The organism is Saccharopolyspora sp., from assembly GCF_017434145.1.
GTDB classification, from domain to species: Bacteria; Actinomycetota; Actinomycetes; order Mycobacteriales; family Pseudonocardiaceae; genus Saccharopolyspora_C; species Saccharopolyspora_C galaxeae.
In genome coordinates this window covers 1-25,200 of record NZ_JAFRFW010000992.1, presented here as the reverse complement: position 1 = coordinate 25,200, position 25,200 = coordinate 1, and the positions used below count along the sequence as shown (strand labels likewise).

Annotated in this window: 22 protein-coding genes and 4 tRNA genes; 15 read left to right on the top strand and 11 right to left on the bottom strand. The window is 70.4% G+C overall.

The window, feature by feature from the left end; translation table 11 throughout:
* The 5 genes from IJH84_RS27020 to IJH84_RS27000 all read left to right on the top strand — a co-directional run.
* The coding region (locus IJH84_RS27020) for a sensor histidine kinase (RefSeq protein WP_367269105.1) at nt 1-537 on the top strand (537 nt) is incomplete at its 5' end.
* A gap of 52 nt (nt 538-589) precedes the next feature.
* A complete protein-coding gene (locus tag IJH84_RS27015; RefSeq protein ID WP_295150532.1) occupies nt 590-1,282 on the top strand; it encodes a response regulator transcription factor in 693 nt (230 codons plus the stop codon).
* Between the two features lie 58 nt (nt 1,283-1,340).
* Complete coding sequence (locus IJH84_RS27010; protein ID WP_295150530.1) at nt 1,341-2,390, top strand: Gfo/Idh/MocA family oxidoreductase; 1,050 nt, start codon at nt 1,341-1,343, stop codon at nt 2,388-2,390.
* A 77-nt stretch (nt 2,391-2,467) separates the two neighbouring features.
* On the top strand, nt 2,468-4,858 hold the full coding sequence (locus tag IJH84_RS27005; RefSeq protein ID WP_295150527.1) for a phosphoketolase: 2,391 nt from the start codon (nt 2,468-2,470) through the stop codon (nt 4,856-4,858).
* On the top strand, nt 4,846-5,949 hold the full coding sequence (locus IJH84_RS27000; protein WP_367269106.1) for an acetate/propionate family kinase: 1,104 nt from the start codon (nt 4,846-4,848) through the stop codon (nt 5,947-5,949). The genes IJH84_RS27005 and IJH84_RS27000 overlap by 13 nt, the downstream gene beginning before the upstream one ends.
* Before the next feature lie 8 nt (nt 5,950-5,957).
* On the opposite strand, the gene IJH84_RS26995 is transcribed toward IJH84_RS27000, so the two are convergent.
* From IJH84_RS26995 to IJH84_RS26980, 4 genes are all read right to left on the bottom strand, one after another.
* Nucleotides 5,958-8,324 carry a glycoside hydrolase family 2 TIM barrel-domain containing protein gene (locus IJH84_RS26995; protein WP_295150524.1) on the bottom strand — a complete coding sequence of 789 codons (2,367 nt, stop codon included), beginning with the start codon at nt 8,322-8,324 and terminating at the stop codon, nt 5,958-5,960.
* Nucleotides 8,325-8,444: 120 nt separating this feature from the next.
* Nucleotides 8,445-8,738 (bottom strand): hypothetical protein, encoded by a 294-nt coding sequence (locus IJH84_RS26990; protein WP_295150519.1) that lies wholly within the window; start codon nt 8,736-8,738, stop codon nt 8,445-8,447.
* A gap of 662 nt (nt 8,739-9,400) precedes the next feature.
* Complete coding sequence (locus IJH84_RS26985; protein ID WP_295150517.1) at nt 9,401-9,832, bottom strand: cupin domain-containing protein; 432 nt, start codon at nt 9,830-9,832, stop codon at nt 9,401-9,403.
* Between the two features lie 30 nt (nt 9,833-9,862).
* On the bottom strand, nt 9,863-10,180 hold the full coding sequence (locus IJH84_RS26980) for a DUF952 domain-containing protein (RefSeq protein WP_295150514.1): 318 nt from the start codon (nt 10,178-10,180) through the stop codon (nt 9,863-9,865).
* Nucleotides 10,181-10,319: 139 nt separating this feature from the next.
* Between IJH84_RS26980 and IJH84_RS26975 the strand changes: the two genes are divergently transcribed.
* Entirely contained in the window at nt 10,320-11,267 is a 948-nt protein-coding gene (locus IJH84_RS26975) for a D-2-hydroxyacid dehydrogenase family protein (protein WP_295150511.1), read from the top strand.
* A gap of 32 nt (nt 11,268-11,299) precedes the next feature.
* Here the strand turns inward: IJH84_RS26975 and IJH84_RS26970 are convergent, their stop codons facing one another.
* Nucleotides 11,300-12,346: an LLM class F420-dependent oxidoreductase gene (locus tag IJH84_RS26970; RefSeq protein ID WP_295150508.1), complete on the bottom strand. Its 1,047-nt coding sequence runs from the start codon at nt 12,344-12,346 to the stop codon at nt 11,300-11,302.
* Nucleotides 12,347-12,662: 316 nt separating this feature from the next.
* On the opposite strand from IJH84_RS26970, the gene IJH84_RS26965 reads away from it, so the two are divergent.
* The 3 genes from IJH84_RS26965 to IJH84_RS26955 all read left to right on the top strand — a co-directional run bounded on the left by IJH84_RS26965 (nt 12,663) and on the right by IJH84_RS26955 (nt 15,493).
* Nucleotides 12,663-13,643 carry an exopolyphosphatase gene (locus IJH84_RS26965; RefSeq protein WP_295150505.1) on the top strand — a complete coding sequence of 327 codons (981 nt, stop codon included), beginning with the start codon at nt 12,663-12,665 and terminating at the stop codon, nt 13,641-13,643.
* Between the two features lie 309 nt (nt 13,644-13,952).
* Complete coding sequence (locus tag IJH84_RS26960) at nt 13,953-14,951, top strand: aldo/keto reductase (protein ID WP_295150502.1); 999 nt, start codon at nt 13,953-13,955, stop codon at nt 14,949-14,951.
* Between the two features lie 110 nt (nt 14,952-15,061).
* Nucleotides 15,062-15,493 (top strand): phage holin family protein, encoded by a 432-nt coding sequence (locus IJH84_RS26955; RefSeq protein WP_200071364.1) that lies wholly within the window; start codon nt 15,062-15,064, stop codon nt 15,491-15,493.
* 7 nt (nt 15,494-15,500) lie between these two features.
* Here IJH84_RS26955 and lhgO read toward each other — a convergent pair whose 3' ends face one another.
* On the bottom strand, nt 15,501-16,700 hold the full coding sequence (lhgO, locus tag IJH84_RS26950) for an L-2-hydroxyglutarate oxidase (RefSeq protein ID WP_295150497.1): 1,200 nt from the start codon (nt 16,698-16,700) through the stop codon (nt 15,501-15,503).
* Between the two features lie 85 nt (nt 16,701-16,785).
* Here lhgO and pepE point away from each other — a divergent pair, with 85 nt between their 5' ends.
* Nucleotides 16,786-17,499, top strand: a complete 714-nt coding sequence (pepE, locus tag IJH84_RS26945; RefSeq protein WP_295150495.1) for a dipeptidase PepE — start codon at nt 16,786-16,788, stop codon at nt 17,497-17,499.
* 611 nt (nt 17,500-18,110) lie between these two features.
* On the opposite strand, the gene IJH84_RS26940 is transcribed toward pepE, so the two are convergent.
* Both IJH84_RS26940 and IJH84_RS26935 read right to left on the bottom strand, forming a co-directional pair.
* Nucleotides 18,111-18,182: transfer RNA gene (locus IJH84_RS26940), tRNA-Val, on the bottom strand.
* 45 nt (nt 18,183-18,227) lie between these two features.
* Nucleotides 18,228-18,677 (bottom strand): TIGR02611 family protein, encoded by a 450-nt coding sequence (locus tag IJH84_RS26935; protein WP_295150491.1) that lies wholly within the window; start codon nt 18,675-18,677, stop codon nt 18,228-18,230.
* Nucleotides 18,678-19,446: 769 nt separating this feature from the next.
* Between IJH84_RS26935 and IJH84_RS26930 the strand changes: the two genes are divergently transcribed.
* The 4 genes from IJH84_RS26930 to IJH84_RS26915 all read left to right on the top strand — a co-directional run bounded on the left by IJH84_RS26930 (nt 19,447) and on the right by IJH84_RS26915 (nt 20,336).
* Nucleotides 19,447-19,872, top strand: a complete 426-nt coding sequence (locus IJH84_RS26930) for an SsgA family sporulation/cell division regulator (protein WP_200071367.1) — start codon at nt 19,447-19,449, stop codon at nt 19,870-19,872.
* Between the two features lie 158 nt (nt 19,873-20,030).
* A tRNA-Gly gene (locus IJH84_RS26925) sits at nt 20,031-20,103 on the top strand.
* An 85-nt stretch (nt 20,104-20,188) separates the two neighbouring features.
* Nucleotides 20,189-20,260: transfer RNA gene (locus IJH84_RS26920), tRNA-Cys, on the top strand.
* A gap of 1 nt (nt 20,261) precedes the next feature.
* A tRNA-Val gene (locus IJH84_RS26915) sits at nt 20,262-20,336 on the top strand.
* A gap of 320 nt (nt 20,337-20,656) precedes the next feature.
* On the opposite strand, the gene IJH84_RS26910 is transcribed toward IJH84_RS26915, so the two are convergent.
* Genes IJH84_RS26910 through IJH84_RS26900 form a run of 3 tightly spaced genes read right to left on the bottom strand, consistent with a single transcriptional unit; the run spans nt 20,657 to nt 24,004 of the window.
* The gene (locus tag IJH84_RS26910) at nt 20,657-21,895 is read right to left on the bottom strand and encodes a cytochrome P450 (RefSeq protein WP_200069869.1); all 1,239 of its coding nucleotides are present in this window, start codon (nt 21,893-21,895) and stop codon (nt 20,657-20,659) included.
* Nucleotides 21,892-22,806 (bottom strand): alpha/beta hydrolase, encoded by a 915-nt coding sequence (locus tag IJH84_RS26905; RefSeq protein ID WP_295150487.1) that lies wholly within the window; start codon nt 22,804-22,806, stop codon nt 21,892-21,894. Before IJH84_RS26905 ends, IJH84_RS26910 begins: the two co-directional genes overlap by 4 nt.
* A 28-nt stretch (nt 22,807-22,834) precedes the next feature.
* Nucleotides 22,835-24,004, bottom strand: a complete 1,170-nt coding sequence (locus tag IJH84_RS26900; RefSeq protein WP_295150484.1) for a nucleotide disphospho-sugar-binding domain-containing protein — start codon at nt 24,002-24,004, stop codon at nt 22,835-22,837.
* A 369-nt stretch (nt 24,005-24,373) separates the two neighbouring features.
* Between IJH84_RS26900 and IJH84_RS26895 the strand changes: the two genes are divergently transcribed.
* On the top strand, nt 24,374-24,958 hold the full coding sequence (locus IJH84_RS26895) for a hypothetical protein (protein WP_295150481.1): 585 nt from the start codon (nt 24,374-24,376) through the stop codon (nt 24,956-24,958).
* Nucleotides 24,959-25,200: the final 242 nt, after the last annotated feature.

The window sequence follows — 25,200 nt, the reverse complement described above, 5'->3', positions numbered from 1 at the left end:
GTGCCGATCACCGGTGGCACGGAACGCGACTTCGACTTCACAGCAGTCTCCACGGCAGAGGGACGCAATGGTCTCTACATGGGCCCGAGCGCGGACGCCGACCGGCCGGGCCGCCAGCCGGTGCCGGGCCTGCACAAGGTGGACCACCTGGTGGATTCGGTGCGCGGCACCAGCGTGGTGTGGCGGCTGGACCGGCGCGGCGAGGTCCGCGAGCTGGGGCCGGGCGTGGAGATGGCCGCCTACCGGATCGTGCAGGAAGCCGTGACCAACGTGCTCAAGCACGCCCCGTCCGGCTACGCGCGAGTGCTGCTGGACTACGGCAGCGGTGTGCTGCGGCTGGAAGTGACCAACCACGCGACCGGTCAGGCGTTCGGCTCGCTGCCCGTGCAGGCACCGCGCGGCGGTTCCGGGCAGGGCTTGGTCGGCCTGCGGGAACGGGCCGCGCTGCTGGGCGGAACGTTCACCGCGCATCCCGTTGCGAACGGATTCCACTTGGCCGCCGTGCTACCGTGCGCCGAAAATTCGGACCTTGCCTGACCCGGAAATCCCGCCGGTGCGCCGGTGAAGCCGAACGACAGGAGGTCCGGCGGTGGAGTGCCCGGCCGAAACGACCGTACTGGTCGCCGACGACCAAGCCATGATCCGCGCGGGACTGGTCGCGTTGCTGTCCGCCGACCCGGGACTTCGGGTGCTTTCCGAAGCCGAGGACGGGGACGCGGCGATCGCCGCCGTGCGCAGGCGCCGCCACGACGTGGTGCTGATGGACGAGCGGCTGCCGGGCACCGACGGGATCAGCGCCGCCCGCGAGATCATCGGCGACACCGAGGGCCGCACCGCGGTGCTGATGCTGACGGTGCACGACCTCGACGAGTACGTCTACGCCGCGCTGCGGGCCGGGGCCAGCGGATTCCTGCTCAAGGACGCGCCGCCGGAGGAGCTGGTGCGCGCGGTGTACACCGTGGCCGCGGGGGAGGCGCTGCTGGCCCCGCGAGTGACCCGGCGGTTGCTCACCCGGTTCGCCTCGCTGGGGGTGCGCGATGCTTCCAGCGAGCTCAGCGGGCTGACGAACCGGGAGCGCGACGTGCTGCTGGAGGTCGCCCGCGGCGGTTCGAACGCGGACATCGCGCGCAAGCTGGGACTGGCCGAGCTGACCGTGAAATCGCACCTGTACCACGTGATGCAGAAGCTGCACCTGAGCTCGCGCACCCAACTGGTGATCACCGCCTACGAGACCGGTCTGGTCTCCCCGGGCAGGCTGGGCGGGCCCGAAGCGCCGGTGTGACCGGAGCACCGTGCGACGGCGCCCTTGGATCGGTTCAGCGGGCTGATCTAATGGCCGCATGAGCGCTGAACTGCGGGTGGGCTTGATCGGTTTCGGTGTCGCTGGCGCGGTGTTCCACGCGCCGCTGATCGCGGCGAACCCGCAGCTGCGGCTGGCGACGGTCGTCACCGGCTCGCCGGAGCGCCGTGAGCGGGTCCAGACCGAGTACCCGGGTGCGGCCATCGTCCCCGACGTGCAGGCCATGCTGGACCGCGAAGATCTGGATCTCGTGGTCGTGGCCAGCCCGAACCGCGCGCACGGCGAGCACACCAGGGCCGCGCTGCGTGCCGGCCTGCCGGTGGTGGTCGACAAGCCGTTCGCGCCGACCGCCGACGAGGGACGCGAGCTGGTCGAGCTCGCACGGGAACGCGGACTGCCGCTGACGGTCTTCCAGAACCGCCGGTGGGACAACGACTTCCGCACCGCCGCCGAGCTGATCGCGGACGGCGAGCTCGGCGCGGTGCACCGGTTCGAGTCCCGGTTCGAGCGCTGGGTGCCGACGCCGAAGTCCGGCTGGCGGGAGTCCGGTGGCGCGCAGGACGCGGGTGGCGTGCTCTACGACCTCGGCAGCCACCTGATCGACCAGGCGTTGGCGCTGTTCGGGCCGGTCGAGTCGGTTTACGCGGAGGTGGCCGCGCGCCGCGCGGGCGTCGAAGTGGACGACGACGCGTTCGTGGCGTTGACGCACTCCGGCGGCGTCCGCTCGCACCTGTGGGTCAGCAAGGTCGCCGCCCAGCACGGTCCGCGGCTGCGGGTGCTGGGTGGTCGCGGCGCTTACACCAAGTTCGGCCTCGATCCGCAGGAAGCGGCGCTGCGCGCGGGGGAACGGCCCGGTCCGGGCTGGGGCGAGGAGCCCGAGGAGTCCTGGGGAGTGCTGGGCACGGTGCAGGATTCCCGGCCGGTGCCGACGGTGCCCGGCGCCTACCAGGAGTTCTACGACGCGCTGGCCGCGGCGGTGCGCAACGGCACGCCGCCGCCGGTGGACCCGGTCGGCCCGATCGTCGGCCTGGAGATCATCGACGCGGCGCGCCGCTCGGCCGCGACCGGCGAGGTCGTGCGCCTCGGCTGAGGCGGGTTGCGATCGCCGCGAACGGGGAACGCACTGAGGTGAACAGCACTCACGGCGTCCGCCAAGGAGGTTCGCGGATGGCAACCGCGACGGTGACCGCCGGCCGGACCGAGTACCTGGACTCGCGGGAACTGCAGGGCGTCCACCAGTGGTGGCGCGCGGCGAACTACCTCTCGGCCGGGCAGATCTACCTGATGGACAACCCGCTGCTGCGGGAACCGCTGCGCCCGGAGCACGTCAAACCGCGGCTGCTGGGGCACTGGGGCACCACGCCCGGCCTCACGTTCATCTACGCGCACCTGAACCGGGCGATCCGTTCCCGGGACCTGGACATGATCTACGTGACCGGCCCGGGGCACGGCGGTCCGGGCCTGGTCGCGGCCGCGTGGCTGGAGGGCACCTACAGCGAGATCTATCCGGACGTGGCCCAGGACCTCGAGGGGATGCGCCGGCTGGTCACGCAGTTCTCCTTCCCCGGTGGCGTGCCGAGCCACGTGGCGCCGGAAGTGCCGGGCTCGATCAACGAAGGCGGCGAACTCGGCTACTCGCTCGCGCACGCCTACGGCGCCGCGTTCGACAACCCGGACCTCACGGTCGCCTGCGTGGTGGGGGACGGCGAGGCCGAGACCGGCCCGCTGGCCACCGGCTGGCACTCGAACAAGTTCCTCGACCCGGCGCGCGACGGCGCGGTCCTGCCGATCCTGCACCTGAACGACTACAAGATCGCCAACCCGACGGTGCTGTCCCGCATCTCCGAGCCCGAACTGCTGAACCTGTTGCGCGGCAACGGGTACGAGCCGTTCGTGGTCGCCGGCTCGGAACCCGCCGAGATGCACCAGCTGTTCGCCGCGACCCTGGACCGCTGCCTGGACGAGATCGACGCGATCCGGTCCCGCGCTCGCCGGGACGGTGTGACCGACCGGCCCACCTGGCCGATGATCGTGCTGCGCAGCCCGAAGGGCTGGACCGGTCCGGACACTGTGGACGGTGCGCGGGTCGCGGGCACGTGGCGCGCGCACCAGATCCCGATCAGCGACCCGCGCAACGATCGCGACCACTTGCGGCTGCTGGAGAACTGGCTGCGCAGCTACGAACCGGACGAGCTGTTCGACTCCGAGGGCAGGCCCGCGCAGCCGGTCCGCGAGCAGCATCCCCGGGGCGCGCGGCGGATGAGCGCGAACCCGCACGCCAACGGCGGACACCTGCTGCGCGGTCTGCGGATGCCGGACTTCCGGGACTACGCGCTGCCGGTGCCGGACCCGGGCGCCACCGACGGCGAGGCGACCAGGGTGCTCGGCACCTTCCTGCGCGACGTCATGCGGCGCAACGAGGCGGAGAGCAACTTCCGCGTGTTCGCCCCGGACGAGAACAACTCCAACCGGCTGGACGCGATCCTGGAGGCGACCCCGCGGGCTTGGATGGGCCGGATCGAACCGGACGACGAGTCGCTGGCCCCGGAAGGCCGGGTCATGGAGGTGCTCTCGGAGCACACCTGCCAGGGCTGGCTGGAGGGCTACCTGCTCAGCGGCAGGCACGGGTTGTTCTCCTGCTACGAGGCGTTCGCGCACATCGTGGACTCGATGCTCAACCAGCACGCGAAGTGGCTGAAGGTCGCCAAGCGGCTCGGCTGGCGCCAGCCGATCGCCTCGCTGAACTACCTGCTGACCTCGCACGTCTGGCGCCAGGACCACAACGGCTTCTCGCACCAGGACCCGGGATTCATCGACCACGTGGTGAACAAGCGGGCCGAGCTGGTGCGCGTCTACCTGCCGCCGGACGCGAACACGCTGCTGTCGGTCACCGACCACTGCCTGCGCAGCCGCGACTACATCAACGTCGTGGTGGCGGGCAAGCAAGCCGCCCCGCAATACCTGGACATGGACTCGGCGGTGGTGCACTGCACCAAGGGCATCGGCATCTGGGACTGGGCCAGCAACGACGGCGACGGCGAGCCCGCCGACGCGGTGATGGCCTGCGCGGGCGACGTGCCGACGATGGAGACGCTGGCCGCGGTGGACTGGTTGCGGCGCCGCTTCCCGGACCTGCGGCTGCGCGTGGTCAACGTGGTGGACCTGATGCGCCTGCAGGACGAGCGCGAACACCCGCACGGTCTGTCCGATGTGGAGTTCGACGCGCTGTTCACCACGGACACGCCGATCATCTTCAACTACCACGGCTATCCCTGGCTGATCCACCGGCTGACCTACCGCAGGCGCGGCCACCCCAACCTGCACGCCCGCGGTTACAAGGAGGAAGGCACCACGACCACGCCGTTCGACATGTGCGTGCTCAACGAGATCGACCGGTTCAACCTGGCGATCGACGTGATCGACCGGGTACCGCGGCTCGGCGAGCGGGCGGGCTACGCACGCGAGGAGCTCAAGGACAAGCTCATCGAGCACCGGCACCACGTGACCACCTACGGCGAGGACATGCCAGAGGTGCGGGATTGGAAGTGGGAGTCCTGATGCGGGTGCTGACGGTCAACGCGGGCTCGAGCAGCCTGAAGCTGCGGCTGCTCGACGACGACGAGCAGCTCGCCGCGCACGACGTGCAGCGCTGGCAGGGCGAGAACGAGCCGATCCGCGACTTCTTCGCCGAGCACGGCGCCGACGCTATCGGGCACCGCGTGGTGCACGGCGGCACGCAGGTGACCGGGCCCGCGGTGGTGGACGAGAACCTCGTGCACTACTTGTCGACGCTGACCGATCTCGCTCCGCTGCACCAGGCGCGGGCGCTGGACGGGATCCGCGCGGCGGAGGAGTGCGCTCCGGGAACGCCTTCGGTGGTGTGCGTGGACACCGCCTTCCACAGCACGCTGACGGAAGCCGCCGCCACCTATGCGCTGCCGAAGGAGTGGAACGAGCAGTGGTCGCTGCGCCGCTACGGGTTCCACGGCCTCTCGCACGGCTACGCGGCGCGCCGCGGTGCCGAGCTTGCCGGGTCGCAGTCGCAGCAAGGCCGGATCTTGACCTGCCACCTGGGTTCCGGCGCCTCGCTCGCGGCCGTGCGCGACGGCCGGTGCGTGGACACGACGATGGGTTTCACCCCGGACGAAGGGCTGGTCATGGCCAGCCGCAGCGGATCGGTGGATCCCGGTCTGCTGGGCTGGCTGCTCACCAGCGGCCGGGTCCAGGTGGACGAGTTGTTCACCGCGATCCAGAAGCGCGCGGGCTTGGCCGGGTTGTCCGGAACCTCCGGCGATCTCCGGGACGTGCTCGCTGCCCGCGACGACGGCGACCGGGACGCGGCGCTGGCCTACGACGTGTTCACGCACAGCCTGATCCGGCACGCGGGCGCGATGGTGGCGGTCATGGGTGGGCTGGACGTGCTGGTGTTCACCGGTGGGCTCGGGGAGCATCAGCCACCGCTGCGGGCTGATCTCGCTGCCGGGCTCGGGTTCCTCGGAGTCGAGATCGACGAGGACCGCAATGCAGCTACCAGCGACGACGCTGATCTGACCGCGTCGGGCGCGGGTGTCCGGACCGTCCTGGTCGATGCCCGCGAGGACTTGGAGATCGCCCGGCAGACCCGCTCCGTGCTCGTGCCGGTCGGCTGAGCGCGGGTTCACGTGGGTGCAGGCGGACCGTGGACCTCGATCGCGGCGCGGGCGGACCCCGCGGTCGGGTGGTGCGCGGTCAGCGTGACCGGCCCGGTGCCTGCGAGTCGGCTGCGCAGCCAGACCGCACCGACCCCGCCGGTTTCGGCCAGCGGGAAGGGATCGCTGCCGACGAGCACCGCCGGACCGGTCACTTCCAGCGCCACATCACCGGGTGTACCGGCGCGATCGGCGCCGTAGCGGTCCACCACGCGGATCTCGGCGCGCGTGGCGTCCGCGCCGCCGGAGGCGATGCTGCGGTCGTCCGTGCGCAGCGCGAGCCGGTCGGCCCCGCGGTCGGCCGAGAACCGGCGGCTGCGCACCATCCGGCCGCCGAGGTGGGCATCGATCCGCAACTCCGGCATGCCGTCCACTGTGGAGAAATCAGCGAAGAACGGCGGATACGGCAGATTCGGGAACTCGTCGCGCGCCGGGAGCAGCGACGCGAGCGGCTGGTCGTCCAGGAACAGCTCCAGCCGGTCCGCATTGGACCAGATCGCCGCCCGCGCTCCGAGCTCGCCCACCGGGTGCGAACCGGTCAGATCCCAGTGGAACGACGGCTCGATCACCAAGCGCCGCAACGGATCCACTTGGGACCGGTAGACGGCCGCGCCCGGCTTCGGCACCCGGAACAGGTCCAGCACGCCCGGCCACTTCACACCGCGGAACACGTTGCCGTTGCCGGACGGGTAGTCGAAACCGGCCCAGCTCAGCACTCCCGCGTAGCGCCGGTCCGCGAGCGCGAGGTCGTGCGCCCGCGCGTGCGCGAGCGCCTGGCCCTGCTGGGTCGGCTGGTCGTCGGTGCGCCGGTAGAACGTCGCCGGTCCGGACAGTGTGCCAACGGCCTCGCTCACGAGGTACGGGAAATCTCGGCGCGCCGGCGCCAGTTCCGGCCGCAGGCGACCGTCCGGCCCGGTGCTCGCGGAGTAGTCGTTGCAGGCGAACACGTCGTGCTGGAAATCCGTCGTGCCGTGGTCGGCCTGCAGCACCGCGCCGGTCGTCTGCCGCGAACCGTCCAGCTCCTTCGCCAGCCGGTCGGTGCGGCGGTAGAACCCGGCGTCGCCGGGGGTTTCGTTGAGCCGTGCGGCCCACAGCACGACCGAAGGATGATTGCGGTCGCGCACCACCATGTCGTGCACATCGCGATAGGCCCGTTCGGCCCACCGGCCGGTGCCGAGGTGCTGCCAGCCCGGCGGTTCGTCCCACACCAGCAGACCGAGTTCGTCGCAGGCGTCCAGGAACGCTTCGTGCTGCGGGTAGTGCGAGCAGCGCACCATGTTGCAGTTCAGCTCGTTGCGCAGGATCTCGGCGTCGCGCCGTTGCACCCGCGCGGGCATCGCCGCCCCCGCGAACGGATAGAACTGGTGCCGGTTCACCCCGAACAGCTGCCTGCGCACGCCGTTGAGCCGGAACCCGTCGCGGTCGAAGCGCGCTTCCCGGAACCCGGTGCGCGCCCGGCGCCGGTGCACCGGCTGACCAGCCCGGACGAGCGTGACCACCACGTCGTAGAGGTGCGGCGCGTCCAGCTCCCACAACTGCACGTCCGCGAGATCGCCGACCGCGAGTTCCACGGGATGCCTGCCCGCGGGTGATCGGATCGGCCGCTCGGCCCGGCCGAACGACTCGGCACCCCGGCGAACTTCCGCGCGCAGCAGGTAATTCCCGCCCCGCGCGAGGTCCAGTTCGCACCGCACCCGGAGCTTGCGCCGGGCGGCGTCGAGCACGTGCACGGGCTCGGCGAACACGTCCCGCACGTGATCGGCCGGAACGCTGCGCAGCGACACCTCGCGGTAGAGACCGGCGGGCTGCCAGAAATCCACCGCGGTGCTCGACGGCCTCCCGTCCGAGGACTCACCGTTCGGCGGCACCTCGGTGTCGAAGCTGCCGTCCACCACGACGTCCAGGTCGTTCTGCGCCCCCAGCAGCGCCGTGACCTCCCGCTCGAACGGCAGGTAGCCACCGGCGTGCGGCTGCAGCGCTCGCCCGTTGAGCACCGGGTGCGCCGAGGTCAGCGCGCCCTCGAAGCGCAGGAAATGCCGCAGCCCCGGCTCGGTTCGCGCGGTGAACCGCTTGCGGTACAGCCACCGCTGTTCCCACCGAGCCGGGTCCCAGTCGCCCCAGGACAGCTCCACCGCGGTGTGCGGAACGGCCACTGTGGACAGCTGGTGGTCGTCGACGGTGGCCGGGTCCGTGCCCGGCGGCAGCGGGCCGAACGACCAAGCACCGTCCAGCGAGGTGCGCGACTCCCGGACGAGACCGGTGGCGGCGACGGCGGCCGAACCGGCCGCGCCCAGTGCGCGGCGGGCGAACCTGCGGCGGGAGAACTGAGCGGGCATCGAGTCCGTCCTCGGCTGCGGGGGAGTCCCGAACTCCCGGGACTCGAACTCATCCGAGCACGTGCCGGAACGGCCCATCCAGCCGCTGATCCGGTCTTCTCAAGATGTGATCGGCTCCGCTCAGCCCCACCTGCTCGGCGGGGCGATCTCGCTGCGCGTGGACCCGTCGTGCGCCACCGCCTGCGGCATACCGGGCCGGGTACCTCCCCGGCGCTGCGGCCGCTCGGGCTCGGCGGCGCGGATGACCGACCACTGCATGACCAGCACCAGCACGCCGAGCACCAGCGCTGCCACCGCGGCCCACAACCCCGGTGCGCTGCCCAGGAACCACCACAGCGCGCCCGCGATCCCGGCCGCGGCTCCGCAGATGATCGCGAGCAGGTGGCAGAGCAGATGCACGGCGTAGCCCTTCACCAAAACCTCCAGGCTGTGCGAGTACGGCGGCGGCGATCACCCGGGGCACGCGCGAGTTCCCGCGCCGGTTGCCTGGACGCGGGTCAGGTCACAACATCGGGCGAGATCGGTGGTCACCGACCGCGACGCCCCCGAACTGCCGCCGCCATCACTCGATAGTAGCGCCCAGAATCGCCGAATCGCCTGATCAAGGACTTGGCCTCCGAGAACGTGATCGCTCGGAGGTGGACGGACGAGCAAACCTCCGCGCAACTGAAGTCCCTCGATGGGATTGCGCCCTCGTCGGTGTCCGGCACCGGTACCGCCCCGGACCTACGGTGAGAACCGGCGCGGCGCCCGCCGGCCCGAGCGGACTCCGCCAAAGCGCAGGGCACGAATGGCTTTTCGGGGGTGAAGTCGGTGCTGAACACGCTGGCGGTCTTCGCGGTGGCGGCGTCGCTGGGCATCGGAACGATCTTCGGGTCGCTCATCGCGCTGTGCTGGTTCGAGGCGCGGATGCTCGGCCATCCCGGCCGCGGACGAGCCCGCCGGACCGCCCCCGCGAACACTCCGCAGCGCTCGTGCACCTTCCCGGCCCGGAACCTGCCTCGCAGGCAGGTGACCGTCGTGGTCCCGCCGGCCGCCGAACCTCCTCCGAGCTTCGCGGCGCCGCGCGCCTCGGTTCACAGCACCCGGAAGTCGGCGAAGTCGAAGCCGGGGGAGACCATGCAGGTCACCAGCGATTCCACCGTCGCCGACGCCACCGCCCGCTGCCAGGTCCCGGCAGGCACCAGCACCTGAGGATCTTGACCGGCACCGACGCCGAGCACGTGTTCCCGCGGCCGCTCCGCAGGCACCGCGCCGTCCCCGCCGAGCGAGAGCGTCAACGGCCCGCCGCGGTGCCACAGCCACATCTCGGCCGAATCCACCACGTGCCACGCCGAGGACTGGCCGGGCGTGAGCAGGAAGTAGATCGCGGTCGCCGACGGCCTGCTCCCGCGCCCGTCCGGTTCCACCGGCACCGGGCTCGTCCAGGTCCGGCGGTACCAACCGCCCTCCGGGTGCGGCAGCAGATCCAGTTCTTCCGCGGTCCGGCTACGCGTCTCCAGCCCCACGTACCTGCCTTGCGGATCGCGGCGCGCGGACTACAGCCCGATCACCGCGTCGCGCTCCAGCGGGCCGTAGACGTGCGGGAACAGGGCGTCCGACGGCACACCGGCGGGCGGAGCGGGCGCTGCGGGCTCCCAGCGGACCGGCGCTGCGAGCCGATCCGGGTCGAGCTCCAAGGCGACCATCGGCTCCTCGGTGTCCCGGTGGAGCGTGTTCGCCACCGCCAGCGTCGTGGCGATGTCCGGGGAGCAGTGCACGAAACCCTCGCTGTGCAGCGACGGGGAACCGATGGTCTCCGGCGCGGAGTGGAACGCGCGCAGCGGCAGCAGGTGCAGCAGGCTGGATCGAGTCACCCGGGCAGTCTCTCCCGCGCCGGCCGCCGTTGTCTCCTATCGCGCGCCGGGGCGCGACCGGCCATGTCGAAGATCCGCCGGAGCGGTGCCCGCGGCGCACGATCTACGATCGTGGGCAACCCGGCGAAGGAGGAGCGCAATGCGGATCGCGGTGCTCGACGACTACCAGGACGTCGCACGGGACTACGCCGACTGGGACTCGCTGCCCGCCGAAGTCGCGTTCTTCCACGAGACCAGCACCGATCACGACGAGTTGGTGCGCCGCCTCGAACCGTTCGACGTGATCGCCGCGATGCGCGAGCGCACGCCGTTCCCGCGCGCCCTGCTCGAAGCGTTGCCGAACCTGAAGCTGCTGGTCACCACCGGCATGAAGAACGCGTCGATCGACATGGCGGCGGCAGCCGAACTCGGCGTCACCGTCTCCGGCACCCGCGGTGGCTCGTGGCAGGCGACCGCGGAGCTGACCTGGGGGCTGATCCTGGCCGTCACCCGCGACATCCCGGCGCACGACCGCTCGGTGCGCGAAGGCGGCTGGCAGCGCGGCGTCGGCGTGGAACTGGCCGGGCGGACGCTGGGCGTGCTCGGGCTGGGCCGGCTCGGCAGCCAGGTCGCGACGGTCGGCCTGGCGCTCGGGATGGAAGTGATCGCCTGGAGCGAGAACCTCACCGAGCAAGCCGCCGCCGAGGTGGGCGCGCTGCGGGTGGACAAGGACCGGTTGTTCCGCGACTCCGACGTGCTGACCATCCACACCGTGCTGAGCAAGCGCACCCGCGGCCTGGTCGGCGCGGACGAGCTGGCGCTGATGCGCCCGACCGCCTACCTGATCAACACCTCGCGCGGCCCGATCGTGGACGAACCCGCGCTGCGCGAAACCCTCCGCGAAGGCCGGATCGCCGGCGCGGGCGTGGACGTGTTCGGCCGCGACCCGCTGCCCGCCGACGACCCGTGGCGCGAGGTGCCGAACGCCGTGCTCACCCCGCACATCGGCTACGTCACCACGGGTACCTACGAGGCTTTCTACGCCGAGACGGTGGAGGACGTCCGGGCCTACCTGGACGGCTCACCGATCCGCGTCCTCAACGGCTGAGGTGGGCCGGGCGCGCGGCCCGGCCCAGCCGATCACACCTCGTCGGAGAGTTCGCGGACCTTCTCGATCAGCTTGGTGCGCTCCTCGAACGTCCCGGCCAGCGGGGTCACGTTCAGCGTGGAGACCCCTGCCTGCTTGTAGGCGGCGAGGCGTTCGCGCACGTGCTCTTCGGAGCCGATCAGCGTCGTCTGCGAGATCAGCTCGTCCGGCACCTTCGCTGCGGCCTCGTCCTTCTTGCCGTCCAAGTACAGGTCCTGGATCTCGGCAGCTTCGGCCTCGTAGCCGTAGCGCCGCGCCAGGTCGTTGTAGAAGTTCTTGCCCTTGGCGCCCATCCCGCCGATGTAGAGCGCCAGCATCGGGCGGATCGAGTCCGCCAGCGAGGCCACGTCCTCGCCGATGGCCAGCGGCGCCTGCGCGACCACGTCCAGCTCGCCGAGCTGCGGATCGCGCTTGGCCTTGCCCGCCGCCAGCGACTCGCCCCACACGTCGGCGGCCTTCTCCGGGACGTAGAAGATCGGTTCCCACGCTTCGGCGATCTCGGCGACCATCGCCACGTTCTTCGGCCCGATCGCGGCGATCATGATCGGGATGTTCTCCCGCACCGGGTGGTTGATCAGCTTCAGCGGTTTGCCCAGGCCGGTGCCCTGCCCCTCGGGCAGCGGGATCTGGAAGTGCTTGCCGTCGTGCTGCACGCGCTCGCGGCGCCACACCTGGCGGCAGATGTCGACCAGTTCGCGGGTGCGGCCGAGCGGCGCCTGGTACGGCACGCCGTGGAAGCCCTCGATCACCTGCGGGCCGGAGGCGCCGATGCCGAGGGTGAACCGGCCGTCCGAGACGAAGTCCATTCCGGCCGCGGTCATCGCGGTGGCCGTGGGTGTGCGGGTGTAGATCTGCAGGATGCCGGAGGCGATCTCGAGGCGTTCGGTGCGCGCGGCGATGAAGCCCATCTGGCTGACCGCGTCGAACGAATACGCTTCCGCGACGTAGACGATGTCCAGGCCCGCCTTCTCGTAGGTGGCCAGTTCGTCGACGGTTTCCTTGAAGCCCCCGCTGTAGTTCAGCGGCATCCCGATGCGCATGGTCGTCCTCTCCGTGGCTGCGGGCGGGCGGCGCCGGGTTCCGGCCGCTCCGCCGGGTCTCCCGAGGTTATCGGCCGCGGACCGCTCCCGGGGAGCCCTTTCTAACACCACTTGTGTGACACAGGTAGTGCGAGCTTCGCCGGTGGCCGTGACGTTGATTACGGATCAAGAAACGCCGAACGGGCGATGAACGGAGAGTGTTCATGCGGCATGATCCGTACATGGTTCTCGTTCTCCGCTCTTGCCGGATGCTCGCGCCGTGCCGCACCGGGGCCGCTGTTTGCGAAGCTCCGGCCGGAGGGCACGTGAGGGTGGTATGAAGCTCGGACTGCTCGACATCGGCTCCACCGCCGCACGCCTGGAACTGGTCGACCTCGACCGCGCCCGGCTGCCCCGAGCCTCGTGGAGCCACAAGGCCAAGACCCGGCTCGCCGACCACACCCGCCCGGACGGGCACGTGACCGAGGCCGGCGCCGAACAAGCCGTGCGCGCCGTCGAAGAATGCGTGCGCGCCGCGGAGTCCAGGCTCACCGGCCCGCTGGTCGCGTTCGGCACCGCCGCCGTGCGCGACGCCGCCAACGGCGCCGAGCTGCGCGAACGTCTCGGGCGCGCGGCGGGCTGCCGGATCGGCGCGCTGAGCCCGCAAGCCGAGGCCGCGCTGTGCTTCCACGCCGCCCGCCGCTGGCACGGCCGCGAGCGGTCCTTGCTGACCACCTTCGACATCGGCGGCGGCACCGCCGAGGTGGCCACCGGCGCCGGTCAGTACCCGGACGAGGTGATCTCGCTCCCGCTCGGTGCGGCCAAGCTGACCCGCGAGCACCTGCCCGGTGATCCTCCGTCGCCGAAGGTGGTCGAGGCGTTGCATCGCACCGTGGACGACATCGCCGCGCCCGCACTGGCCCGCTTCGCCGATGCTGATCTCGGGCAGTCGGTGGGGCAGTCGAAGGTGCTGCGCCAGCTGGCGGTGCTCGCCGCGAGCTCGGACGACAAGCTGGTCCGCCACCCGGACACGCTGGCTCGGGCGAACCTGCGGCGCTGGATCCCGCGGCTGGCTGCACTCTCGCAGCAGGAGCGGAGCAAGCTGCCCGGTGTTTCGCGCAGCCGCGCCCGGCGCATTCTGGCGGGTGCGGTGGCCGCGGACGCGCTGCTGCGCGCGGCCGGTGTCGACGAGCTGGACCTGTGCCCGTGGGGGTTGCGGGAAGGTTTGGTGTTCCGCTTCGTGGAGGCCTGCGAGCAGGCGGAGCAGCGTGCCCGCACGGACGCGATCGAAGCCCTGATGGCGGAGATGTTCGCCTGAGCGAAGCCGGCCTGAGCCGGGATCGCGTTTTCGAAACCCGCGCCGGTTCGTCGACTCCTCGCGCCCGCCCGTCCGTTCCTGATCCGGCCGTTCCTGATCCGTTCGGGCCGACACGCGGACGCGTCGTCCGATCGAAGCCGATCGCGCGGCGTCGTCGCAGGCCGGCGGCGACCGCTCGGCGGCGGTGACCTTCGCCTGCGGTCGGCACTGCGCCGATGACAGTAGTTTCGGACGTGCCGGAGTTTCGCCGAGTGCCAGGGTCCGGCCAGTCGGTCCCGCCGCGCCTGCGGGGAGCAGAGGAGGTACGTGATGCAACGACGTCAACTGGGCGATCACGACGGCGGACTGGAGGTCTCCGCGCAAGGTCTCGGCTGCATGGGCATGAGCTACGCCTACGGCCCCGCCGATGATCAGGAGTCGATCCGGGTCATCCACCGCGCACTGGACTCGGGCGTGACGCTGCTCGACACCGCCGACGTGTACGGCCCGTGGACGAACGAAAAACTCGTGGGGCGCGCCATCGCGGACCGCCGCGAGCAGGTCGTGCTGGCCACCAAGTTCGGCAACGAGGTGGACGAGAACGGCGCGCGCACCGGGCGGATCAACGGGCGGCCGGAATACGTGCGGCGCTGCGTGGACGGTTCGCTGCGACGGCTCGGCATCGACCACATCGACCTCTGCTACCAGCACCGGGTGGACCGGGACGTGCCGGTCGCCGAGACATTCGGCGCGCTCGCCGAACTCGTGCAGCAGGGCAAAGTGCGCCACCTCGGCATCTCCGAGGCCGCTCCGGAGACCATCCGCGCGGCGCACGCGGTACACCCGATCACCGCCGTGCAGACCGAGTACTCGCTGTTCAGCCGGGAACCGGAGGACAACGGGGTGCTCGCCACCGCGCGGGAACTGGGCATCGGGTTCGTCGCCTACAGCCCGCTCGGGCGGGGCTTCCTGGCGGGCACGATCCGCAGCCCGCAGGATCTGCCGGAGGACGACTTCCGGCGCACCGCACCGCGCTTCCAGGGTGCGAACTTCGACCGCAACCTGGTCGTCGTGGACAAGGTGCGCGAGATCGCCGAACGAAAGGGCGTGACCGCATCGCAGCTCGCGCTGGCCTGGGTGCTCGCGCAGGGCGCGGACGTGGTCCCGATCCCCGGTACGAAGCGGCTGAATTACCTGGAGGACAACATCGGCGCCTCCGACGTGCAGCTCAGCGACGAGGAACTGGCCGCGATCGAGGCGGTGGCGCCGGTCGGCGTCGCGGTCGGCGAGCGCTACCCGGAGCAGGCGATGAACACCGTGCACCTGTGACGGTTTTCCCCGGTTCGCCGCGGGCCCGGGCCGCCGGGCCACGGCCGAGTCGGGCGGGGCGGTAGCGTGCGCCGAACTCGACAACAGGCATCGACACCGAAAGGCGCATCGTGGCGGTACTGCTGCACATCCTGATCACCGCGGTGGCGGTGTGGGTCACCACCGCACTGCCCGGAATCCAGCTCGGCGACGCGAGCACCGACACCGGGACCAAGATCGTCACGCTGCTGGTCGTCGCGGTGGTGTTCGGCATCGTCAACGCGGTGCTCAAACCGATCGCGAAGACCTTCGGCTGCCTGCTCTACCTGGTCACGCTCGGTTTGTTCGGGCTGGTGGTCAACGCGCTGCTGTTCTGGCTGACCGGCTACGTGGCCGGTGAGCTGCGATTGCCGTTCTACGTCGACGGTTTCTGGGCTGCGTTCTGGGGCGCGCTGATCGTCACGCTGGTCAGCAGCGCACTGCACGGCGTCGTGCGCCGGGTGCGCATCGACGCGGCGCGCAACCGCGAGCGCGAGTACTACCAGCGCCGCGACTACTACTGAGCCGGACTCAGCCGGGCAGTTTCGCCCCGACCCTGGCGGCGATGTCCTCGCCGATCAGCAGCGAGGCCGTCGCCGCCGGGGAGGGCGCGTTGAGCACGTGTACCCAGTGCTCGTCCTCGTCGATGCGGAAATCGTCCACGAGCGTGCCGTCCGGCTGCACCGCCTGCGCCCGCACTCCGGCTTCGGCGCGCGCCAGGTCGCGGCCGCGCAACTCCGGCAGGAGCTGCTGCGCGGCACGCACGAACAGCGGTTTGCAGGCCGAGCGGGCGATCTCCCCGGCGCCGGTGCGCCAGTACTTCTTCGCCAGCACCCGCAGACCGGGGTCGGTCAGCAAGCGGCGCAGGTGCGCCGTCGACCAAGTGCGCCAGTCGTAGCCTTCGCGAGCCAGTGCGGGCACTGCGTTCGGCCCGACGTGCAGGCCACCGTCGACCATGCGCGTGAAGTGCACGCCGAGGAACGGGAATGCCGGATCCGGCACCGGATACACCAGTGCGTTCACCAGGTCGCGGCGTTCCGGAGTCGTCTCGAAGTACTCGCCGCGGAACGGCAGAATGCGCGCTGACGGCTGCGTGCCCGCCAGTTCGGCGACGGTGTCGCTGTGCAGGCCCGCGCAGTTCACCGCGACCCGCGAGCGGAACTCGCCCGCGGTCGTGGTCAGCACCAGGCCGCGCCCGTCGCGGCGGACCGACCGCAGCTCGGTGCGCTCGCGGACTTCGATGCCGCGACCGGCGAGTTCTTCGGCGAGCGCGCGGCACACCGCACCGAAGTCGGTGCTCCCGGCGTCCGGCACCAGCAGCGCCCGCAGCCCGCGCACGTGCGGCTCCCGCTCCGCCAGCTCCGCACTGTCCATTTCGGACAGTCGTACGCCGTTGGCGGTGCCGCGGCGGGCCAGTTCCGCGAGTTGCGGGAGTTGCTCCGCGGTGCTGGCCACGACGACCTTGCCGGTCCGCCGCGCAGGCACGCCGTGCTCGGCGCAGAACCGGTACATCGCTTCGGCCCCCGCGCGGGCGAAGCGGGCCTTCGCGCTGCCCGGCGGGTAGTACAGTCCACTGTGGAGCACGCCGGAGTTGTGCCCGGTCTGGTGCGCGCCCACCGCGGACTCCTTCTCCAGCACGGTGATGCGCCGCCCGTCGCGCGCCAGCGAGTAGGCCGTGGCCAGTCCCACGATGCCGCCGCCGATGATCGTCACGTCGTTGGTCTCGGCCATGCGGCCATCCTGCCGGTCCCGGCCCACCGGCTCCAGACCCGGCGGTAAGGTGCCCGAGCAGTGCAGGAGTCGCCGAGGGGAGACGGTGGTGCAGCTTCTCCTGCTGTCGAGTTCGCACGTGCCGGGCAGGGGGTTCCTGGACCACGCGCTGCCCGCGGTGACCGAGCTGATGGCCGGGCGGGAACGGATGTTGTTCGTGCCTTATGCCCGCCGGGACTTCGACACCTACGCGCGCAGCGCGCATTCGGTGCTCAGCGCGGTCGGCATCAAGCTCGACGGCCTGCACCGCGCGGCCGACCCGGTGGCCGCGATCCGCGCGGCGGAGGTCGTCTTCCTCGGCGGTGGCAACACGTTCCGGTTGCTGGCCACGCTGCAACGGCAGGACCTGATGCGGGAGCTGCGGCGCGCCGCGCTGTCCGGGGTACCTTTCCTCGGTGCCGGTGCGGGAGCGACCTTGGCCTGCCCGAGCCTGCGCACCAGCAACGACATGGCGGTGCTGCAGCCCGCGTCGTTCGCGGCGCTGAACCTGCTGCCGTTCCAGATCAACCCGCGCTATCCCGATGCCGACCCGGGCGGCGACTCCCGCGATGAGTGCATCGTGGATTTCCTGGCGCACAACGACGCTCCGGTGCTCGGCTTGCGACCGGACTCCTGGTTGCGGGTGCGCGGCCGGTGCGCCGAACTCGGCGGTGCACAAGCGGCGTGGTTGTTCACCCGCCACGCTCCGCCGCAGAACCTGCCCGCGGGCACCGACCTGTCCTTCCTGCTCCGCGCCGCCCCGCGCTACGACGTCGCCTGACCGCGCTACGACGTCGCTTGACCGCGCCGGTCACGATCAAGCTTGAGCGCAGCTACGGATCACTTCGACGAGCTGGTGAACACCGGGGGATTCGCCGGGGAAGTGTCCGGCGTCGTCCAGCAGCACCAGTGCCGCTCGTGCATCTGCACACTCTCGATCGACTACGCACGACCGCGATAGCGTCATTCGAGGCCGATGCTGTTTCTGGCTCAGCGATGTCGATGTTCAGCATGGGGGCGCCGTGGCGAGAGTTCTAATCTGCGTGTCGCCCGCGCAGGGACATGTCGGCCCGAACCTGCCGGCTATTGCTGGCAGGGCTACCGCTGACGATGCGGAGCCGTCGTCCTCCGGTGCTGGTGCTGGGGTTCGTCCCGCTCGCGGTCCCGATGCCGGGGCTCGCGCCCCCGCGGCCACTCGTCGACCGGGCGCGGAATCTCGCGATGACGGCGACGACCCGCGCCCTGGCGACCCGAACTCCGACGGCAGATCCGAGCGTCCCGGGCCGGGTAGAAACTTTTCAGGCATTGCACAACGAATCGCGATTTTCATTGCCACACCCGCAAAACGAATATGGCCCCTACCCGTACCGGGCAGGGGCCACATTCAAACTGTGGGCGATACTGGGATCGAACCAGTGACCTCTTCGGTGTGAACGAAGCGCTCTCCCGCTGAGCTAATCGCCCGATGTCACCGTTCCCGGCGACAAGAAGAACTTTACAGCACCGTCCTCATGGTCCGAACAGGGGGGAGGCCAACCAGGACCACCGCACTCCGAACCAGCTTCCGACCAGCGAGAACATCCCGAGCATCCACAGCGTCACCAGCACGATGGCCCCGGTGACGGCGGCGACGGCGAGTTTCGTGCACCAGTGCTGCCTGCCGAGCCAGCGGACCCAGCGCTGGTACTGGCGCTTGGTGAACACGTTGACCCGGTGCGCCCAGTGGAATTCCGTGGCGAGGATGCCGAGCCCGGCGAACACGACGAGCCAGCCGGGGCCGGGGTACGGGATCAGCAGGATCCCGGTGACCAGCACGAGTGTTCCGATCGCGCCGAGTGCGATGCGGTAGGTCAGGTTGAGCGTCGGGTTCGCCCGGATGCGTTCGCGCCGGGCGTGCAGCTTGGTGCGCAACCCGTGCAGCCGCCGGGGCTTCGGCGGTTCGTCGTCGCCGGAGTTCATGTCGATCTTGTCCGGTCCCGGCTCGGCCGTCCTGCTCAGAATCCACCTGCCAGTGTCGTGTCGGGCACTGCCTGTCGGTGCTGGGTCGTATCGGCGCCGCCGGTCTCGTGGCGGTGCGAATGGTCGGCGAACCCGCCGGGCGCAACGACGCAGCCGGTGCCGACCCGTATGGGCCAGGGTACGGGTCGCGCTTGCTCCGGCCCGGTGAACGCTGTTCGTCCGTTGCGTGACGTCGCGGTGGATGTGACAGGAGTCATGGTCGTCTTTCGGCCGCGAGTCGTCGACCGCGGCGATCAGAGCACTTCGACCCTGGTCACACTGTGGCACCGGTCTCCCCGGCCGGGTGGTCCGCAGGCGCGCACGGAGCGTTGAGCGGATCGCGGGGTTAGTCCGTCTCGGCGAATGCGCGTGGCGAGTGTCTCAGCATCGGCGCGCGAAGCCCGTGTCGCGCCCTGCCCATCGCTTATCCTGGAACTACGTCCTGCGACGTCGGTGTCGGGAAATTCCGATGTTGGCTGCCGCGTTGCCAGGGGGAGGTCCGTCGCAGCCGTGGTCCGATGCAGGATGCGGAGCGCGCGTGGCGGGCCGATGACGGTCGGGGGGAAGCGACGTGAACACTCTGCGCAGCCTTCCGATCGCGTTCCGAAGTTCAGTATGCCCCATAAGAGTGATGTATGGCCGGGTGACGAGCACGGTACCCCGGTGAGGCGTCACAACTGTGTTGCTCGGTCGATAAGCGGACCGGGAGGGAGCTAGGAAGGCGAGGACGATGCGAAACGATCACGTGACTCTCCGTTCGACAGCGGTGTTCGACCTGCTGGCGCCGCAGACGCCTGCCGTGCCGGTGCAGGTGGAGCTGCGTTACGACACCCGCGATCCGTACGCCGTGGTCGCCGCGTTCCGCACCGGCCGTGCCGGGTGGGTCGAGTGGGTCTTCGCCCGCGATCTGCTGGCCGACGGGCTGATCGCGCACGCAGGCGAGGGCGACGTGAGTATCCGCCCTGCGGTGGACGACCCCGAGGTCGTCACGATCGAGCTCAGCTCCCCGTCGGGGCACGCCGTGTTCGAGGCTTCCGCGCAGGAGCTGGCGGACTTCCTGGACCGCACCTACGACGTCGTCGTGCCGGGCAACGAGAACCTCTGGGTCAACGTCGACGACGCCTTGACCCGGCTGCTCCCGCACGACCTGTCCTGACGAGTCGGCTTTCTGACCAGGGCGAAGCGGCTCGGCGGCGGCTTCGTCCGGGGTGGACGACCCCCCTTTTGATCGCTCCGCGGAGCGTGGTCTAAAGTTCTCTGTGCAACGCGGCGATGGGCTCCGGCAGCCGGGACGGAGTTTTCACCGCAGCGCACGCGGATGTAGCGCAGCTGGTAGCGCATCACCTTGCCAAGGTGAGGGTCGCGGGTTCGAGTCCCGTCATCCGCTCTGGGAAACCCTCCGGGCCGTACCGGTGGTTCCGGGCACTCGGCGCTCGGCAGCACGGATCACGGCCCAAGACAGGCCCCAACGCGGCGGAGTGGCCGAGTGGCTTAGGCAAGGGCCTGCAAAGCCCTGTACGCGGGTTCGATTCCCGCCTCCGCCTCGCGCGATTAGCTCAGTGGGAGAGCGCTACCTTGACACGGTAGAGGTCGCTGGTTCAATCCCAGCATCGCGCACCACGATTTTAGCAGTTCACAGCCCCTATCGGTGTTCTACGCCGATAGGGGCTGATTGCTGTTTGGGAGCACTGCCGCGAAATGAGGTCACCGATGATGACGTGGGCGGCCCGGCTGTATTCCGAGTTCTGATCCGGGCCGGACTTATCTCGGGTGCGAAGCGCAACCTCCACAAGTGCGAAGAGCGCCGGAGATGGCCACACAGGGAGGGTGCCGCCACCGCAGGACGGCGCCCCGCTGCTGCCGTTCCCGCTGTCCCCGAACGGGTAGCCACCTACCGCCGGCCGGGTCGGGCAGCAGGTACCGCTCACTCCCAGGCCCGCTCAGCGTAGGAGGACGGGCAGGGTTTCCAGACCGCGGAGGACGACACCGGGTGAACGGAACCGCGGACTTCCGCACGGGCGCATCCCGGGGAACGCCCGCAGCAGGCGCGGAAGAAGGACCTCGGCCTCGAGGCGCGCGAGCGCCGCTCCGAGGCAGTAGTGCGGCCCGGCGCCGAAACTCAACGGACGCACGCCGTCGCGGGTCAGGTCGAGGCGGGCGGGTGCGGTGAACTGCTGCGGATCGCGGTGGGCAGCTCCTACGAGACCGATGACAAGGGTTCCAGGCTGCACCTTCCGATCGCCGAGGACCGCGGGTTCGTCGGCCATCCGGAATAACATCTGCACCGGAGCGTCGAAGCGCAGCAGCTCCTCGACCGCCGAGGACGCCAGATCCGGGTCGTTCCGCAGCAGATCGGCCTGCGCGGGCTCGTCCAGCAGCGCGCGCAACGCCAGCCCGAGGAACCCGGTGAGGGTTTCGTGGCCTGCGGTGAACAGGAAAACCAGGTTCCCCACCAGGTCCTCGTGTTCCTCGCCGTCCCGGGAGAAGGCCTCGACGATGGACGACAGCAGGGTGTCGTCGGGGGCGGCCCGGCGTTCGGCGATCAGCCCGTCGAAGATCTCGACCATGGCGAGGGTCGACGCTTCCATGCGCCGGTTCTGGGCCGGTGACCGGATCGGGTCCAGGATGGCGCCGGTGTCCTCGCCCAACCGGACCAGCTCCCGCGTCGTGCTGCGGTCGATTCCGAACACCGAACCCATGACCGCGGCGGGGAGCGGGCGTGCCACGTCCGCCACGAGGTCGGCTTCGCGTCCCGTGAGCGAGCCGAGGACCTCGTCCACCGTCGCGCTGATCGAATCGCGCAGCGCCGCGATGCGGCGGGGCGTGAAATGGGGAGCCATTGCTGCGCGGAAGTGCTGGTGCTGCGGGGAATTGCGGAACCCCACCGCGCGGCGAACCACCCGCTCCGCGCCGCTGCTGCGCCACTCGTGGCCGAGCATGTCCAGGTGCGCTGCGTCCAGCGCCCCGAACGAGCGGCTGCGCACCAGGTCCAGGCAGTCCTCGTAGGACGACAGGAGGATGCCGTCCAACACCTGCGGCAGCGGGCTTTCCAGGACGCGGGTATCGCCGAACAACTCCGCGTAGTCGGGGTAGGGGTCGGCGAGGACGCGCGGCTTGATGATGCGCTGGAACAGGCGCGCGCGCTCATCCGCGCCGAGCAGGTCGGTCGTCGATGTCATCCCGCAGTCCTTGTCCTTCCGGACGGGGTGGGTGAGGGGTCGGCCGGGGGTTCCGGTAGGGCCGGGCGGCTGCTCTCCAGGAACGCGCGGATCATCGCGGTGGTCGCGGCGGGCCGTTCGACCAGCGGACCGTGGCCGGCACCCGCGACCGCGGCGCTGCGCGCGCCGATCCGCCGTGCCATGCGGTCGATGCTGTCCGGCGGCCACGTGTCGTCGTCGCCTCCGTGAACGACCAGTTTGGGAACGTCCACAGCGGACAGGTCCGCTTCCCGCGGATCCAGGTTCCGCAGCGACGCCGGGAATCCGAGCAGGTGCTCGGGATCGGCGTCGAGGACGTTGCGCCGGAAGCTGTCGAACGCGCGGCCGCCCTCCCGCCCGTGCGTGAGAAGCCACCCGGAGACCTCCTCCCACAACGCCCGCGGACCGCCGTTCGCGAGCAGTTCCCGGACGTGGTCCGGGAACTCCGGGGACTTGGACGCGGTGAGCCCGGGGCCGGAGGAGATCAGCGTCAGGCTGCGGACAGCGCGGGGCGCATCGAGCACGGCCGTGCGGGCGACGAATCCGCCGAGACAGCTGCCCAGCAGGTGCACCGGATCGCCGCCCGTCCAGGTGGTGAGCACGTCCGACAGATCACCGGCGAGCTTTTGCACCTCGTAGGCACCGGATTCGGACACCCGTCCCGATCCGGGCTGCCCGAGGTGGTTGTACACCAGGCAGCGGTACCCGGCGCGGGACAGCAACGCCAGCGGCACGGTCCACAGGTCCGTGTCGTGCAGGTATCCGGTCACCATCACGATCCGGCCGAGCGCCTCGCCGGGAGGGTGTGCTTCGAGCGCGCTGAGCGGGCCCCGGGATGTGCTGATGACGCGTTCGCGGATCCTGCCGAGACTGCCGGAGGCGGCAGGCGACATGCCTCAACTCCTCGTGTGGTCAGCGATGTCAGGACGCCGGGACGGGTTCCGGCGGCGTAGCGCCGGTGCTCGCGGCGCGCGCGGCGCTCTCGAACTCGGCGACCGCGCGGGTGGGCGAGCGCATCGCCTCGATCTCGGAGCGGAGTTCGGCGGCGTTGTTCCGGTACGCCGGGTCCTCGAGAACGCGCTCGACGCCCTCGGCGACGGCGTCCTCGGACAGGTCGGACACCGCAATCCTGTGGGCGATGCCGCGTCGTTCGAGCTGTTCGGCGTTGGCGAACTGGTCGCCGAGCTGCGGCACCACGATCTGCGGCAATGCCTTGGTCAACGAGACCATCGAGCTGCCCGCCCCGCCGTGGTGCACGACCGCATCGCACGCGGACAACAGCTGGTCGTGCGGGAGCCAGCCCGGCGCCCGCACGTTCGGCGGGAGATCCCCCAGCGAGGAATCCCGGGATCCGGTGCCGGACAGCACGACCTCCACCGGCATGTCGGACAACGCTCGCGCGGCGGTACTGAGCGCTTCCAGGCCCTGCCGCATCGGCAGGCTGCTCATGGACACGCACACCCGGGGTTTCGCGCGGGGTTCGGTCAGCCAGCGCGGCAGCACCGCGTTGCCGCAGTAGGGGACGTATCGCATCGAAATCCACGAGGAGTCCTCGGTGCGGCGCAGCCCCGGCGGGCACGTGTCCAGCACGGCGTGCGGTTCGAGCGCGGCGGCGTCGATCCCGAAGCGATCGTGCAGCGCCCGCCGCTTCGGCCCGGCCGATTCCCACAAGGAGCTGATCAGTTCGTCCGGGCAGTGCAGTCCCCAGCGGTGCGACACGGTGGGGATCCCGGCCAGTCCGGCGGCGAGCGGTCCGGCGAACTCCATGGGATCGGACATCACCACGTCCGGGCGCCAGTCACGACAGAGCTGGAGGACGTCGGTGGCCGCGCGGTCGGCGATCTCCAAGCCGAGGTCGGCGATCGGCCGGTGGTTGTCTTCCCCGGTCGGATCGTCACTGGCCGCCCACAGGTCGCGGACGGAGACATCGCTGACGACCGTGCCCGCCAGTCCCGCGTTGCGGGCTTCATTCACGATCAGCCGCGGGCCCGCGACGAGCACCTGATGACCAGCGCTGCGCAGCGCCCAGGAGAACGCGACCATCGGATAGAAATGACCGAATGCGGGAAGCGTGGTTACGAGAACCCTCATATCAAACCTTCACGACGAAAATTTCCTACTCGGATCCATTCATGTCGGTGCCCCGCGCGACAACCCACCTCCCGCGATGATCACCCGTTCGAGTGGTCATATGAGATCCGGGCAAGGTTCGCGCGCGGATGGTGCCTGCGGTGCTACCAAGTGGTCCTTCCCGGAATCCGGACCGGCCGCCCGCGCGGAAACGCTGGTCACAGGGGTTGCACGGGGATGATCCGCGGAAACAGGGTCGACCGGGTGTATTCGGCGTCACTATCGGGAAACTTGTTTGATGGCGTTTTATCCGTAGCGTGGAAAAACGCTGTGGATCCGAATCGTCCGCATCTCATCTATCGCGTCAGACGAGGAAGCATGCCCCGCCACTTGGCCTTCGCCATCATTCCCGCGCACGGACACGTGAACCCGACCCTGCCGCTGGTCGAGGAGCTGACTCGCCGCGGCCACCGCGTCTCCTACCTGACCGGCGAGGCCTGGCAGGGCCCCGTCGAGGCCGCAGGCGCCGATTTCGCCCCGATCGCGGCGGGGTACCCGCTGGCCCGCGGCAGAACGGCCAGGGCGCAGCGAGCGGGATGCGCGCGACGCTGGGGGTTTCCTCGGCACGGCGCGGGAGACCGCGCCGCGGCCGGGAAAGCCGGGGTGCTGGTGGTTCGGCTGTGCCCGACCTTCGCCGGCAACGAGCACTTCTCGCTCCTGAGCCGGTTCTTCGGGGACATCGACGTGCAGGGACCGCAGTTCGATGACGCGCGCGAGCCACGGATCCGCAGTGTGTCGTCGATGCGTGTGCTCAGCGCGAGGCTGCGATTGCGCAGTCAATATCGTGGAGTGAGTACGACTCGCGGTAGAACGGGATCAGCGTCGCCCGAGGCTCCGCGAGCTGGATGCGACTATGTGCCGCTCCCGCAGCAAGCTCGGCATCTGGACTGGCGACCCGTTCACAGTTTTTCATGAGCTTCCACCGCAGGACGGCCGAAAGCTGCTGTAAGCCGGTGACGGCATTGCTGAGGACGGTGTCGATCGTGTGCGCGGGCGAGTCTGCGTTGTGAGCGGCTTCGGCGGGGGTGGCCTCAGCGGCGATGCGACGTGCTTCAAGCAGACCGGGTATCGGTGGTTGCGGGAGCGGTTCATGGCTCTGCGGGACAGGCTGCAGCGCGGTCGTTGCACGACCCGGTCCGGCTCGCACTCTGCACCGC

Bases quoted from the DNA above. Each gene is read 5' to 3' on its own strand.
- IJH84_RS27010 (WP_295150530.1), top strand. From the start codon at position 1,341: ATGAGCGCTGAACTGCGGGTGGGCTTGATCGGTTTCGGTGTCGCTGGC.
- IJH84_RS27005 (WP_295150527.1), top strand. From the start codon at position 2,468: ATGGCAACCGCGACGGTGACCGCCGGCCGGACCGAGTACCTGGACTCG.
- IJH84_RS26995 (WP_295150524.1), bottom strand. From the start codon at position 8,324: ATGCCCGCTCAGTTCTCCCGCCGCAGGTTCGCCCGCCGCGCACTGGGC.
- IJH84_RS26975 (WP_295150511.1), top strand. From the start codon at position 10,320: ATGCGGATCGCGGTGCTCGACGACTACCAGGACGTCGCACGGGACTAC.
- IJH84_RS26970 (WP_295150508.1), bottom strand. From the start codon at position 12,346: ATGCGCATCGGGATGCCGCTGAACTACAGCGGGGGCTTCAAGGAAACC.
- IJH84_RS26965 (WP_295150505.1), top strand. From the start codon at position 12,663: ATGAAGCTCGGACTGCTCGACATCGGCTCCACCGCCGCACGCCTGGAA.
- IJH84_RS26960 (WP_295150502.1), top strand. From the start codon at position 13,953: ATGCAACGACGTCAACTGGGCGATCACGACGGCGGACTGGAGGTCTCC.
- lhgO (WP_295150497.1), bottom strand. From the start codon at position 16,700: ATGGCCGAGACCAACGACGTGACGATCATCGGCGGCGGCATCGTGGGA.
- IJH84_RS26935 (WP_295150491.1), bottom strand. From the start codon at position 18,677: ATGAACTCCGGCGACGACGAACCGCCGAAGCCCCGGCGGCTGCACGGG.
- IJH84_RS26930 (WP_200071367.1), top strand. From the start codon at position 19,447: ATGCGAAACGATCACGTGACTCTCCGTTCGACAGCGGTGTTCGACCTG.
- IJH84_RS26910 (WP_200069869.1), bottom strand. From the start codon at position 21,895: ATGACATCGACGACCGACCTGCTCGGCGCGGATGAGCGCGCGCGCCTG.
- IJH84_RS26905 (WP_295150487.1), bottom strand. From the start codon at position 22,806: ATGTCGCCTGCCGCCTCCGGCAGTCTCGGCAGGATCCGCGAACGCGTC.
- IJH84_RS26900 (WP_295150484.1), bottom strand. From the start codon at position 24,004: ATGAGGGTTCTCGTAACCACGCTTCCCGCATTCGGTCATTTCTATCCG.